The 13302-nt window shown below is 68.9% G+C and carries 11 protein-coding genes; 8 read left to right on the top strand and 3 right to left on the bottom strand.

Features of this window, described 5'->3' with window-relative positions; genetic code table 11:
- Nucleotides 1-57: 57 nt before the first annotated feature.
- The 8 genes from KZ813_RS02640 (at nucleotide 58) to KZ813_RS02605 (ending at nucleotide 7661) form a co-directional block, all read left to right on the top strand.
- Nucleotides 58-1230: a D-alanyl-D-alanine carboxypeptidase family protein gene (locus KZ813_RS02640; RefSeq protein WP_183943591.1), complete on the top strand. Its 1173-nt coding sequence runs from the start codon at nucleotides 58-60 to the stop codon at nucleotides 1228-1230.
- Complete coding sequence (gene tmk / locus KZ813_RS02635; RefSeq protein ID WP_219753444.1) at nucleotides 1230-1859, top strand: dTMP kinase; 630 nt, start codon at nucleotides 1230-1232, stop codon at nucleotides 1857-1859. The genes KZ813_RS02640 and tmk overlap by 1 nt, the downstream gene beginning before the upstream one ends.
- Nucleotides 1856-2845, top strand: coding sequence for a DNA polymerase III delta subunit-related protein (locus tag KZ813_RS02630; RefSeq protein ID WP_219753443.1), 990 nt, complete (start codon nucleotides 1856-1858; stop codon nucleotides 2843-2845). Before tmk ends, KZ813_RS02630 begins: the two co-directional genes overlap by 4 nt.
- Nucleotides 2846-2854: 9 nt before the next feature.
- Entirely contained in the window at nucleotides 2855-4405 is a 1551-nt protein-coding gene (gene metG, locus KZ813_RS02625) for a methionine--tRNA ligase (protein ID WP_219753442.1), read from the top strand.
- A complete protein-coding gene (locus KZ813_RS02620) occupies nucleotides 4405-5184 on the top strand; it encodes a TatD family hydrolase (protein WP_219753441.1) in 780 nt (259 codons plus the stop codon). The genes metG and KZ813_RS02620 overlap by 1 nt, the downstream gene beginning before the upstream one ends.
- A complete protein-coding gene (locus KZ813_RS02615) occupies nucleotides 5181-5945 on the top strand; it encodes an MBL fold metallo-hydrolase (protein ID WP_219753440.1) in 765 nt (254 codons plus the stop codon). The genes KZ813_RS02620 and KZ813_RS02615 overlap by 4 nt, the downstream gene beginning before the upstream one ends.
- Complete coding sequence (locus KZ813_RS02610; RefSeq protein WP_219753439.1) at nucleotides 5942-6106, top strand: hypothetical protein; 165 nt, start codon at nucleotides 5942-5944, stop codon at nucleotides 6104-6106. The genes KZ813_RS02615 and KZ813_RS02610 overlap by 4 nt, the downstream gene beginning before the upstream one ends.
- A gap of 136 nt (nucleotides 6107-6242) precedes the next feature.
- On the top strand, nucleotides 6243-7661 hold the full coding sequence (locus KZ813_RS02605; RefSeq protein WP_219753438.1) for an ISNCY family transposase: 1419 nt from the start codon (nucleotides 6243-6245) through the stop codon (nucleotides 7659-7661).
- Here the strand turns inward: KZ813_RS02605 and KZ813_RS02600 are convergent.
- The 3 genes from KZ813_RS02600 to KZ813_RS02590 are packed head-to-tail and all read right to left on the bottom strand — an operon-like array spanning nucleotide 7658 to nucleotide 13279.
- Nucleotides 7658-10852, bottom strand: coding sequence for an efflux RND transporter permease subunit (locus KZ813_RS02600; protein ID WP_219753437.1), 3195 nt, complete (start codon nucleotides 10850-10852; stop codon nucleotides 7658-7660). The two genes, KZ813_RS02605 and KZ813_RS02600, sit on opposite strands and share 4 nt — an antisense overlap.
- A 4-nt stretch (nucleotides 10853-10856) precedes the next feature.
- Nucleotides 10857-12020, bottom strand: a complete 1164-nt coding sequence (locus KZ813_RS02595) for an efflux RND transporter periplasmic adaptor subunit (RefSeq protein WP_069319171.1) — start codon at nucleotides 12018-12020, stop codon at nucleotides 10857-10859.
- Nucleotides 12017-13279: a TolC family protein gene (locus tag KZ813_RS02590; protein ID WP_219753436.1), complete on the bottom strand. Its 1263-nt coding sequence runs from the start codon at nucleotides 13277-13279 to the stop codon at nucleotides 12017-12019. The genes KZ813_RS02595 and KZ813_RS02590 overlap by 4 nt, the downstream gene beginning before the upstream one ends.
- Between the last annotated feature and the right edge of the window lie 23 nt (nucleotides 13280-13302).

The following is a 13302-nucleotide window of genomic DNA, read 5'->3' as shown; positions in this document are numbered from 1 at the left end:
GCCTCGAGCGCGCCCAAACGCATCTCCCACGACCGTTATCGAACCGGATCCCGAGCCATGACCAAGCTGCTGACCGTCCTCGCGTTGCCCGCCGCCGTCCTCGCGGTCGCCTATCCCGCCATGGCGGCGGCGCCGCAGTTCGACACGCCCGCGCCGGTCGCCTTCATGGAGGACCTGTCCTCGGGCGCGGTGCTCTACGCCAAGGACGCCGATCGCCGCATGCCGCCCGCGTCGATGGCGAAGATGATGACGGTCTACACCGCCTTCCAGATGATCAAGTCGGGGGATCTGAAGCTCTCGACCGAGTTCGAGGTCCGCCCCGAGACCTGGAAGCGCTGGCACGGCCCCGCGGCGGGATCGACCATGTTCCTCTCGGTCGGCGAGCGCGTGTCGGTGGCGAACCTGCTGTACGGCATCGTCACGCTGTCGGGCAACGACGCGTGCGTCGTACTGGCCGAGGGCGCGTCGGGGACCGAGCAGGCCTTCACCGAGCGCATGAACGAGAACGCCCAGAAGCTCGGGTTGACCAACAGCCATTTCGGCACCTCGAACGGCTGGCCCGACGGCGGCGTCACCTATGTCACCGCGCGCGACCTGGCCAAGCTCGCCGCCGCGACGATCACCGACTTCCCGCAGCTCTACAAGCAGTTCTACTCGCGCCGCGATTTCACCTGGGGCAAGACCATGGGCGCCGGCGCGGCGATCACCCAGGCCAACCGCGACCCGCTGCTGGGCCGCGTCGCCGGCGCGGACGGGCTCAAGACCGGCCACACCGACGAGGCGGGCTATGGCTTCACCGGCTCGGCCGAGCAGAACGGGCGCCGGCTGGTGATGGTCGTCGCCGGGCTGACCAGCTTCAACCAGCGCGCGCAGGAGTCCATCCGCTTCATGGAATGGGGCTTCCGCGCCTGGCAGGCGCGCCCGGTGGTGAAGGCGGGCAAGACCGTCGGCACCGCCGCGGTGCAGCTGGGGGACTCGAGCGAGGTCGAGCTGGTCGCGCCCAAGGCGCTGGCGGTGACGGTCCCCTCGGGCACGCGCCCGCAGCTGTCGGGCAAGATCGTCTATGACGGGCCGGTCAAGGCGCCGATCAAGCAGGGCGCGCATATCGCCGACCTGGTCGTCTCCGCCCCCGGCCTGCCCGAGCAGCGCATGCCGCTCGTGGCGGCGCGCGACGTCGGCCAGGCCGGGTTCTTCGGGCGCGCCATGGCGGGCCTGCGCGGCCTGTTCTGATGCCGCGGGGGCGCTTCCTCAGCCTGGAGGGCGGGGAAGGGGCCGGGAAGTCGACCCAGGCGCGCGCGCTCGCCGCGGCACTGCGCGATCGCGGCGTCGCGGCGGTGATCACGCGCGAGCCCGGGGGCAGCCCCGGTGCGGAGGCGATCCGCGCGCTGCTGCTCGAGGGCGAGTCGGGGCGGTGGAGCGCGCGCGCGGAGACGTTGCTGTTCGCCGCGGCGCGCGCGGATCACCTGGAGAAGGTGATCCGGCCGGCGCTGGAGAATGGGTGCTGGGTGATCTGCGACCGTTTCGTCGACTCGACGCGCGCCTATCAGGGCGTCGCCGGCGGGGTCGCCGACGCCGAGGTGCTGGCGCTCCACGCCTTCGGCAGCGAGGGGCTCCTGCCGGACCGGACATTCCTGCTGACGCTGCCGCTCGCGCTCGGCGCCGAGCGCGCGGCGCGGCGTGACCGCGGCGCGAGCGACCGCTTCGCCGCGCGCGAGAGCGACTTCCACGCCGCGGTCGGCGCGGCCTTCGAGCGCTTCGCCGAGGCCGAGCCCGACCGCTTCCGCCGCATCGACGCGGCGCAGCCGCCCGCGGCGGTGACCGCGGCGATGCTCGCCGCGCTGGCGGACTGGCTGCCGTGACCGGCCTTCGCGGTCATCGCGCCGCGGTCGACGCCTTCACCGCCGCGCTGCGCGGCGGCGCGGTTCACCATGCCTGGCTGCTCGCCGGTCCCGAGGGCGTGGGCAAGGCCAGCTTCGCGCGCGCCGCGGCGGCCAGGCTGCTCGCCGAGGCGATGACCCCGGGCCAGCTCGCCCCCGGGTTGGCGGTGCCGGCCGACCATCGCGCCGCGACCCTGCTCGCGGCGGGCTCGCACCCCGATTATCGCGAGCTGCGCCGGCTGCCCAGGAAGGACAGAGACGACGAGCTGGCGCGCTCGATCACGGTCGACCAGGTGCGCTCGCTCGGTCCCTTCCTCGGCACGATGCCGTCGCTCTCACCGCGCCGCGCGATCGTGATCGACGCCGCCGACGACCTCGAGCGCCCCGGCGCCTCCAACGCCCTGCTGAAGAGCCTGGAGGAGCCGCCCGCGGGCACGGTGTTCCTGCTCGTCAGCCACGCGCCGGGCCGGCTGCTCGCGACGATCCGCTCGCGCTGCCGCGTGCTGCGCTTCGAGCTGCTCGGCGACGAGGACATGGCCGCGGTGCTGCGCGACGCGCTGCCCGAGGCCGAGCCAGAGGAGATCGCGTCGCTGGTCACCGCGGGGGAGGGCTCGCCGGGGCGCGCGCTCGGCTATGCCGGGCTCGACCTGGGCACGATCGAGCAGGCGCTGGCGGGCATCGCGCGCGACGGCGACCCGACGCTCACCCGCCGCGGCGCGCTGGCCAAGTCGCTCGCGCTCAAGGCGGCGCAGCCGCGCTACGAGGCGTTCCTCGATCGCGTGCCGACGGTGATCGCGCGCGCCGCGGCGACGCGGGTCGGCGCCGACCTGCGCGCCGCGCTCGACGCCTATGACGAGGCGCGCTCGGTCGCCGCGGCGGCGCGCGCGCTGTCGCTCGACCAGCAGGGCACGGTGTACGAGCTCGCCGGGATCGTCGCGCGGCTGGCATCGCGCGAGGGAGAGCGTTAGGAGGCCGGCATGGGCCACCCCTTCTACATCACCACCGCGATCAGCTACCCCAACGGCCGCCCGCATATCGGTCATGCCTATGAGGCGATCGCGGCCGACGCGATCGCGCGCTTCCAGCGCCAGGCCGGCCGCGACGTGCGCTTCCAGACCGGCACCGACGAGCACGGGCTGAAGATGGTGCAGACGGCGCGCGACCGCGGCGTCGAGGTGCGCGCGCTCGCAGATGAGATGTCAGGCTATTTCAAAGCGATGTGCGACAAGCTTGAGGTAAGCTACGATCGCTTCATCCGCACCACCGACACCGATCACCACCGCGCCAGCCAGGCGATCTGGCAGGCCATGGCGGACGCGGGTGATCTCTACCTCGACCGCTACGAGGGCTGGTATTCGGTCCGCGACGAGGCCTTCTACGACGAGAAGGAGCTGGTCGAGGGGGAAGGGGGGGCGAAGCTCTCCCCCCAGGGCACGCCGGTGACCTGGACCGCCGAGGAGACGTGGTTCTTCCGCCTCTCGCGATATCAGCAGCCGCTGCTCGACTTCTATGCGGCGAACTCCGATTTCATCCGCCCCGAGGCGCGGCGCAACGAGATCCTGCGCTTCGTCGAGGGCGGTCTTTCTGACCTGTCGGTGTCGCGCACCAGCTTCGACTGGGGCGTGGCGGTGCCGGGCAGCCCCGGGCACGTCATGTACGTGTGGGTCGACGCGCTCACCAACTATCTCACCGGCGCCGGCTACCCCGACGGCGACATGACGTACTGGCCCGCCGACCTGCACCTGATCGGCAAGGACATCGTGCGCTTCCACGCGGTCTACTGGCCCGCGTTCCTGATGTCGGCCGGGATCGCGCTGCCGAAGACGGTGTTTGGCCACGGCTTCCTGCTCCACCGCGGCGAGAAGATGTCGAAGAGCCTCGGCAACGTCGTCGACCCGCTCGACCTCGCCGACCTGTTCGGGGTGGACGGACTGCGCTATTTCCTGCTGCGCGAGGTGAGCTTCGGCCAGGATGGCAGCTATTCCGCCGAGGCGATCGTCACCCGGGTCAACGCCGAGCTCGCCAACGCCTTCGGCAACCTCGCGCAGCGCACGCTGTCGTTCATCGCCAAGAACCTGGGCGGCGCCTTCCCCGAGACGGGCCGCGCCGACCTGGCCGACGCGCAGTTGATCGAGGAGGTGGTGGTCGCCTGCGCCGGGCTGCGTGCCGGCTTCGACGATTTGCTGCTGAGCCAGGGGGTCGAGGCGTGGCTGCGCGGCGTCTTCGCGTGCAACCAATATATCGACGCGCAGGCACCCTGGTCGCTGCGCAAGACCGATCCGGAGCGGATGCACGCGGTGCTGCGCACGCTGGTGCGCGCGATCCGCATGCTGGCGATCGCGATCCTTCCGGTGGTGCCCGCGGGCGCCGGGAGGGTGCTCGACCAGCTCGGCGCGGCGGAGCGCGACCACGTCGCGATCGACGATGATGGCTGGTACCAGCGGCGCGTCGACGCGGGCGCGGTGATCGCGCCGCCGACGCCCGCCTTCCCGCGGCTCGAGCTGCCCGCCGAGACGGAGCCCGCCTGATGCTCGCCGACAGCCACTGCCACCTCAACTATGAGGGTGTCTTCGAGCAGCAGGCCGCGGTGCTCGAGCGCGCCCGCGCGCGCGGCGTCACCGCCATGCTCAACATCGCCACGCGCGAGCGCGAGTGGGACGCGGTGCTCGCCACCGCGGAGCGCGAGCCCGATGTCTGGGCCAGCGTCGGGATCCACCCGCACGAGGCCGACCAGCACCCGCATGTCGACACCGCCCGGCTGGTCGAGCGCGCGCGCCACCCGCGCGTGGTCGGCATCGGCGAGAGCGGGCTCGACTATCATTACGATCACTCCGACCGACAGCGGCAGCAGGCGAGCTTCCGCGCGCACATCGCCGCGGCGCGCGAGAGCGGCACGCCGATCATCGTCCACACGCGCGACGCCGAGGACGACACCGCCGCGATCCTGCGCGAGGAGATGGAGGAGGGGGCCTATACCGGCGTGATCCACTGCTTCACGGCGAGCGATAGGTTCGCGGACCAAGCGCTTGAGATTGGCCTGTTTATCTCGATCTCGGGGATCGTCACCTTCCGCAACGCCGAGGGGCTGCGCGCCACCGCGGCGCGGATCCCGCGCGAGCGGCTGCTGATCGAGACCGACGCGCCCTTCCTCGCGCCGGTGCCGCATCGGGGCAAGACCGGCGAGCCCGGCTTCGTCGCCGACACCGCCGCCTTCCTGGCGCGGCTGCGCGGCGAAGATGTCGAGGAACTTCAAAACTATACGGCAGAGAACTTCCACGTGCTCTTCGGCAAGACGCGGCCCGCGTGAAGGTCCGCATCCTCGGCTCGGGCACGTCCTCGGGGGTGCCGCGGATCGGCAACGACTGGGGCGACTGCGACCCCGCCGAGCCGCGCAACCGACGCACGCGCTCGTCGCTGCTGGTCGAGCAGGACGGGGTGCGTGTCCTCGTCGACACCAGCCCGGACATGCGCGAGCAGCTGCTCGCCGCCGCGGTGGGACGCGTCGACGCGGTGATCTGGACGCACCAGCACGCCGACCATGTCTTCGGCATCGATGACCTGCGCCAGGTCTATCACGCGCTCGGCCATCCCGTGCCGGGCTACGCGCGGGACGGTTGCGCGGCGGCGCTGCGGCAGCAGTTCGCTTATGTGTTCAAGGGTGCTGGCGGCTACCCGCCGACGGTCGACCTGGCGCCGCTGCCCGACCGGCTGGTGCTCGGCGGGCTGACGATCGACGTGGTCGACCAGCCGCACGGATCGATCAGCTCGGCCGGGCTGCGCTTCAGCGCGGCCGGGCGCTCGGTCGGCTATGCCACCGACATCAGCGGCATGACCGACGCGATGCGCGCGCTGTACCGCGGCGTCGATGTCTGGATCGTCGACGCGCTACGCCGCCGGCCGCACCCGACTCACCCCGATCTCGCCACGGTGCTGGGCTGGGTCGAGGAGCTGCGCCCGGGGCGAGCGGTGCTGGTCCATATGGACCAGTCGATGGACTATGCCGGGCTGTGTGCCGAACTGCCCGCCGGCGTCGAGCCGGGTTATGACGGCTGGGAGCTGGCGACGTGAGCGAGCGTGTCGGGACCGCGCTGATCCTGCTGCTGGTCCTGGTTCTACCTCTGTCGGCGCTGGTCGCGCGGCGCATGCCTGCGCCGACGGTAATGCGCTACGTGCTGGCGTGGGGCGGAGTCTTCCTCGCCCTCCTCGCGATCGTCCTGTTGTTTACATAATACATATTATCGCTTTCGCCATCTGTAAGCGCTAAGTACAAATGGCACCAGCCCGCTAGATAGAAATGGCACTCTGCGGTGCTATCGGCGGGTCGCCGGTGTCATAGCCGTTCTCGGCAACGAGGACGCGCATTGTATGACGGTGCTGGCGATGAGTGCTGCTGAGATCACCCGGTTCGACACGCTGATGCGGCTCGACCGCGGCGAGATCCGGGTTGCGGACGCGATGGAGCTGCTCGGCCTTGCCAGGCGGCAGGTGTACCGGCTGCTGGGCCGCCTGCGACAGGACGGCACCAGCGGCCTGGTGTCGCGCAAGCGAGGACGACCGAGCAATCGACGCTACAGCGACGCTTTCCGCGCCGAGGTGGCCACGCTGGTGCGCGAGCACTACGCCGACTTCGGACCGACGCTGGCGCGCGAGTACCTCGCCGAGCGCCATGGCATCGGCCTGTCGTGCGAGACCCTGCGGCGCATCATAATGGAGGCCGGGTTGTGGCAGGACCGTGCGGCCAAGCGCCCTCGCCCGTATCAGCCGCGCTACCGGCGTGACTGCCGCGGCGAGCTCGTCCAGGTCGACGGCTCCAAGCACTGGTGGTTCGAGGGCCGCGGTCCGCAATGCACGCTCCTGGTCTTCATCGACGATGCCACCAGCGAGCTTATGCACGTCGAGATGGTCGAGAGCGAGAGCACCTTTTCCTACATGCGCGCGACGAGGACCTACCTCGAGCGGCACGGCAAGCCGGTGGCCTTCTACACCGACAAGCACAGCGCCTTCCGCAACAACACGGCCTCGGCGAAGGGCGACGGCATGACCCACCTCGGCCGTGCGTTGGACCGGCTCAACATCGAGCTGATCTGCGCGAACTCGCCGCAGGCGAAGGGGCGCGTCGAGCGCGTCAACGCGACGTTGCAGGACCGTCTGGTCAAGGCGATGCGGCTACAGCGCATCTCCACCATCGACCAAGCCAACGCCTTCCTCCCCTCCTACATGGCGCAGCATAATCGTAGGTTCGCCAAGGCGCCGTTCGACCCGCGCGACCTGCACCGGCCGCTGGCCATCCACGAAGACCTGGAGGCGGAGCTGGTGTGGCGGGAGCAGCGCACCGTCACCGGCGCCCTCACCCTGCACTACAACAAGGCCATGTTCATCCTGGAGCCCTCCCCTGCCTCGCAGGCGCTCGCGCGCAAGAAGGTGGACGTGTGCGAGTACCCGGATGGCCGGCTTGAGATCCAGCATGAGGGCACGGCCCTACCCTATCGCATGTTCGACAAGATGCGCCGCGTGAACCAGGCTGCTGTGGTCGACAACAAGCATCTCGACGCAGCGCTGGCACTAGCGCGCACCATCCAGCAGGTTCAGCCGCACCATACCAAGCGCAACAACAACGAGCCGGCTCGCACAGCTCAGTCGGCCGGCGTGTTCAAGGCATCCTCCCCGGCTTCATCCGGTCAGAAGCTGGACCGTCGTACGCTCGGCAACAGCAGGCTCAAGCGTGGTCCCCGCCTCTCCAACGAAGAGCTGGTTGCGCGCGGCCTCGGCGAGTACGCCCGCTAACGGCCAGAGCCGACATCGGTTGGCCTCCACCCACCGAAACGGGCGTAGAGCGTCGGCAGGACGAACAAGGTCAGCAGCGTCGCCGAGATCAGCCCGCCGATTACCACCGTGGCGAGCGGCCTCTGGACCTCGGCGCCCGCCCCATGCCCCAGCGCCATCGGCACGAAGCCAAGACTGGCGACGAGCGCAGTCATCGCGACGGGCCGCAATCGGAGCAGTGCTCCCTCACGTGCGGCACGCGCCCGGTCCATCCCTTCCCGCATCAGATCGTGGATGGAAGACACCATCACCAGCCCGTTGAGCACCGCTACGCCAGACAGTGCGATGAACCCGACCGCGGCCGAGATGGAGAAAGGCAGACCGCGGAGCAGGAGCGCGAGAATACCGCCAACCAACGCCAGCGGCACGCCAGTGAAGACCAGGGCCGCGTCGCGCAGCGATCCGAGCGCACCGTAGAGCAGCAGCATGATGACGGCGAAGCATATTGGCACCACGATCGTCAGGCGTGCCCGGGCGCTGGCCAGGTTCTCGAACTGCCCACCCCAGGTGAGATAGGTGCCGGCCGGTAAGGCAACCTGCTGCGCTATCTTGGCCTGCGCTTCCTCGACGACGCCGGCTACGTCTCGCCCGCGCACATTGGCTTGGACGACGACACGCCGTTTGCCGTTCTCACGGCTGATCTGGTTCGGCCCGTCGCCGAGACCGATGTCGGCAACGCTGGCGAGCGGCAAGAACGATCCGCTCGCGGTGGGCACCGGAATCTGCCCGAGGGTCTGCAAATCGGCGCGTGCCGTTTCGCCGAGACGGATCACGACCGGGAAGCGGGCGTCGCCTTCGAAGATCACGCCAGCCTGCTTGCCGCCTACGGTTGCCGCAACGACGTCCTGGACATCGCCGGCAGAAACACCGACGCGCGCCATCGCGTCCCGGTTGGGACGAATGTCGAGAAGCGGCAGTCCTTCGGTCTGCTCCACCCGGACATCCGCTGCACCAGGCACCTTGCGCATCACGTCCGCGATCTGGACCGCGGTCGCATTCATGCTGGCAAAGTCGTCGCCAAACACCTTTACCGCGATATCGCCGCGCACGCCGGCGACGAGCTCATTGAAGCGCATCTGGATCGGCTGCGTAATCTCGTAGCCGTTCCCCGGGATGGTCGAGACCTTCTTCTCGATGCGCTCGACCAGTTCCTCCTTGGGCAGGTTCGGGTCCGGCCATTCCTTACGTGGTTTCAGCATAACAAACGTGTCGGTCGCGTTGGGCGGCATCGGATCGCTGGCGATCTCCGACGTGCCCGTCCGCGAGAAAGCGTATTGCACCTCCGGTTCGCGGCTGATCGTCTTCTCAACCGCGAACTGCATCCGCTGGCTCTGTTCGACCGACGTGCCGGGCGGGCGCCAGGCCTGGACGAGGATGTCGCCCTCGTCGAGCTGCGGCAGGAACTCCTGACCCAGCGTTGTGAAGGCAAGCGCCGCCAGCACGACGCCGGCAAGCGCGCCCCCTATCGTGAGACTGGGACGCCGCATGGCAGCATCGAGCCCAGGCTCGTAGCGGCGCTTGAGCCAGACCACGATCCGGCTTTCCTTCTCCTCGACCTTGCCCGCGAGGAAGGCGGCAATAGCCGCCGGTACGAAGGTCAGGGACAGCACGAAAGCGAAGACGAGCGCGATGATGACGGTCAGCGCCATCGGTTCGAACATCTTGCCCTCCACGCCGCTGAAGGTGAGCAGCGGCGCATAGACGAGGATGATGATCGCCTGCCCATAGACTGAGGGCCGTATCATCTCGCGGGCCGACGCCGCCACGATCGCGAGGCGTTCCTTGAGCGGGAGGACACCTCCGGTTTCGTGCTGGCGCGTGCCGAGGTGGCGCAGTGCGTTCTCGACGATGATGACCGCGCCATCGACGATGAGGCCGAAGTCGAGCGCGCCGAGGCTCATCAGATTGGCCGAGACGCCGGCACGCAGCATCCCCGTGGCGGTGAGCAGCATGGTGATCGGAATCACCATCGCGGCGATCAGCGCCGCGCGGAAGTTGCCGAGCAGCACGAACAGCACCACGATGACCAGCACCGCGCCTTCCGCGAGGTTGCGGGCAACCGTCGCGATCGTGGAGTTCACGAGCTTGGTACGATCGAGCACCGGTTTGACCACGACATCGGTCGGCAGCGATCGGCCGATGGCCTGAAGCCGTTCACCGACGTCGGTCGCGACGGTGCGGCTGTTCTCGCCGATGCGCATCACGGCTGTGCCGACGACGACCTCGTGACCGTTCTCGGACGCCGAGCCGGTGCGGATGCCCTGCCCGGCCTTCACGGTTGCCACCTGATTGAGCACGATCGGCACACCGTCGCGGCTTGCGACCACGGTGCGTGACAGCTCATCAGCGGTACGAACCCGCGCGTCCGAGCGGACGAACAACCCTTCGCCGTTCCGATCGACCGTGCCTGCGCCGATGCTGGTGTTGCTGCGCTCGAGCGCGGTAGCGAGGTCCTGGACCGTCAGTCGCATCGATGCCAAGCGCTGGAGGTCCGGAATGACCAGATATTCACGGTCGAACCCACCCAGCGAGTCTACGCCAGCGACCCCTTCGGTCCCGCGGAGCTGCGGCGACACGATCCACTCCTGAACGGTGTGAAGATAGGTCGCCTTGTCGCGTTCGTTGACGAGGTGTTCGCCTTCGGGGGTGATGTAGCTGCCGTCGCGCTGGAGCCCGGGTTCGCCATCCCGATGCTTCACGCGGTTGAGTTCTTGAAACTCGACGGTCCACATGAAGATGTCGCCGAGACCGGTCGCGATCGGCCCCATCTCGGGCATGACGCCCTGCGGCAGCCGTTCCTCGGCCATCCGCATCCGCTCGGCGACCTGTTGGCGAGCGAAGTAGATGTCGGTCGCGTCGGTGAAGACGGCCGTGATCTGGGCAAAGCCGTTGCGGTTGAGCGACCGGGTATAGGCAAGACCCGGAATACCCTTGAGCGAGGTTTCGATCGTGAAAGAGACCTGCCGCTCGATCTGATCGGGCGACAGCGATGGTGCGAGGACGTTTACCTGCACCTGGTTGTTCGTGATGTCCGGGACGGCATCGATGGGGAGGCGCTGGAGGGCGAAGATGCCCGCGAGCGCGGCGACAAGAGTCAGCAGCAGGACTAGCCAGCGCCGCTCGACCGAGAAGGTGACGAGGCGGGAGATCATGGGCTCAGTCCATGTCCATCCCGCCACCCTTGCCGAGTTCGGCTTTCAGGGTGAACGAGTTAGTGGTGGCGATCCGCTCCTGGCCATTGAGGCCGGAACTGATGATGACCTGATCGCCATTGCGGCGACCGGCCGTGACCGGGGTGGCGTGAAAGCCGGTCGGGGTGCGGACGAAGACAACTGTGCGGTTCTCGATGCTTTGCACCGCGGTGGAGGGGACCGAGACGCTACGATCGCCGTTGGCGGGCAGCATGAAGCTCGCCGTCACCGGCTCGCCCACCCGCCAGGTATTCCCCGCATTGTCGAGCGTGGCGATGACAGGCACGAGGCGCGTGCTGTCATCGAGCGCTGGGGACACGAACGACACCCGTCCTTCCTGTCTACGACCGGCTGCGGTTACCTCAACCCGCGTACCCGGCCGGATACGGCTTGCATCCGCGGGCGAGACCGAGGCGGTGATCGTCACCCGCGAGAGGTTCGCAACCCGGTAGAGTTCGGCGTTCGCATCGACAGTCTGGCCGAGAACCGCCGGACGGGCGATTACCTGACCTGAGATCGGCGAGCGCATGGCGATGCGGTTGAGGGCACCACCACCGCCCCCCGTGGTACCGAGCTGTTGCTGCGCGAGGCGCAGCGCGATTGCCGCCTCCGTCGCTGCGGTCCGCGCCGCCACCAGGTCTTGTTCGGGCGAAACGCGCTCGGCAAAAAGCCGCTGTTCGCGCCGAAGGTTCGACTGTGCCAGTGCGGCGCGGGCGCGAGCGGCCTCGACTTCCGCCTTCAGAGAAGCGGCCTCGCGGCTCTCGATCACCGCCAGCGGGTCACCCTGCCGGACGGGCTGGCCGAGGTTGCGTGTGAGCGCGACCAAGCGACCGCCAATGGTTGCGGAGACAACCTGGACGCCTTGGGGATCGCCCTGGATGAGCGCGGGCAACTCGATCGCGCCGGCGACCCCGCCCACGGTCGGGCGGGCGACCTCAATGCCGGCGTCGGCGATCTGCCGCGCCGTGAGCGTCACCGCATCCTTATCCGTCTTCTTCTCGGCCCCCTCGCCCTTCTCCATGCCCTCCATACCGGCCATGTCGTCGGTCTTCTTCTCGGCCCCGCCGCACGCAGCGAGCGCCAGCGGAAGCAAGGCGGACAGTAGGGTCCGCGCATGATTGGTTTTCATCGTGCGTCCTTCGCATCGTTAGGCGCCGGGGCGGCGAGCCGTTCCAGCCGGGCCTGTGCGTCATGATAGGCGGCCAGCGCGTCGACCGCGGCCGCACGGGTGTCGGCAAGCGTGCGTTCGGCCTCGAGGAGATCCAACTGACCGAACTTGCCTTCGCGGTAGCCGATCCGCGCGATCCGCGCGGCTTCCTGCGCCGCGGCAAGCGTCGGTCCGGTCGCGTTGCGGGCTGTCGTCGCCGCATTCGCAACGTCGCCCTGTGCCGTGGCGATGGCCTGTTCCGCATCGAGCAGCGCGAGGCGGCGCTGCGCGTCCGCCTGGGTGCGTTGAGCAGAGGCCAGATCAACGGCCGCTCGGCCATTGTTGAACAGTGGCAAGGGCACCGACACGCCGAATACCGCGGCCGTATCGTTGGTCATCTCCAGCCTGCGTGCGGACGCGCTGATCGTTACGTCGGGAACCCTCTGGCTTCTGGCAAGGCGGACCTGCGCCGTCGCCGTGGTGAGATCGGCCTGCACCGCCGCGGCCGTCAGCGTGCCTTCACTGCGCACCGGCAACCGTGGTCCTGCGCCTTCGATCCGGGCGAACCAGGCTGTATCCAGCGAGCTGGGGCCGCGCCCGATCAGCCGGGCAAGATTGCCGAGCGCCACTTGGGCGGATCGCTCCGCGCGCTCGGCCGCTCCTTCCGCATTCAGCCGAGCTACGTCGGCGCGCTGCTCTTCGAGCGGTGAGGCGCGACCGGCCGCAACGCGAACCCGCGCTGCACGCAGTACCTCGTTTGCGATCCCGACCTGTTCGCGGGCGGTGACTACCCTGCGTTGCGACGCCGCGGCATCGTTATAGGCCTGCGTGACCCGCAACCGGAGATCGGCCTGTATGATTGCCGCTTCGAGCGACGCGCGGTCGAGTTGCGCATTGGCGACCGCGACGCGCGCGGACCGCTTGCCGCCGAGTTCAAGCGGCAAAGATACGCCGACCGTCGTTTCGGCCGAGCGCAGTCCCTTATAGATACCGGTGCCGGCGACGTTCTCGCTCATCGCGTCGAGCGACGGATTAGGCCGCAAGCCGGCGATCGAGCGTTGCGCTTGCGCCGCCTGAATGCCCGATCGGGAGACCTCGACCGCCGGCGATACTGCACCGGCCGCGGTAAGAGCTTCATCAAGGGTCAGCGGCGGTGCCGACGCCTCCGTGTCCTGTGCCTGTGCCGAGTTGCTCGACGCACAGGCTGTCGCGACCAGCACGGCCGCTATCATGCGCTTCATTGTAGATGCTCCTGACGAACCAG

The organism is Sphingomonas folli (assembly GCF_019429525.1).
GTDB lineage: Bacteria > Pseudomonadota > Alphaproteobacteria > Sphingomonadales > Sphingomonadaceae > Sphingomonas > Sphingomonas folii.
This window is presented reverse-complemented; position numbering and strand designations above follow the sequence as displayed.

Bases quoted from the DNA above. Each gene is read 5' to 3' on its own strand.
- KZ813_RS02600 (WP_219753437.1), bottom strand. From the start codon at position 10,852: ATGATCTCCCGCCTCGTCACCTTCTCGGTCGAGCGGCGCTGGCTAGTC.
- KZ813_RS02590 (WP_219753436.1), bottom strand. From the start codon at position 13,279: ATGAAGCGCATGATAGCGGCCGTGCTGGTCGCGACAGCCTGTGCGTCG.
- tmk (WP_219753444.1), top strand. From the start codon at position 1,230: ATGCCGCGGGGGCGCTTCCTCAGCCTGGAGGGCGGGGAAGGGGCCGGG.
- KZ813_RS02595 (WP_069319171.1), bottom strand. From the start codon at position 12,020: ATGAAAACCAATCATGCGCGGACCCTACTGTCCGCCTTGCTTCCGCTG.
- KZ813_RS02640 (WP_183943591.1), top strand. From the start codon at position 58: ATGACCAAGCTGCTGACCGTCCTCGCGTTGCCCGCCGCCGTCCTCGCG.
- KZ813_RS02605 (WP_219753438.1), top strand. From the start codon at position 6,243: ATGACGGTGCTGGCGATGAGTGCTGCTGAGATCACCCGGTTCGACACG.
- KZ813_RS02620 (WP_219753441.1), top strand. From the start codon at position 4,405: ATGCTCGCCGACAGCCACTGCCACCTCAACTATGAGGGTGTCTTCGAG.
- metG (WP_219753442.1), top strand. From the start codon at position 2,855: ATGGGCCACCCCTTCTACATCACCACCGCGATCAGCTACCCCAACGGC.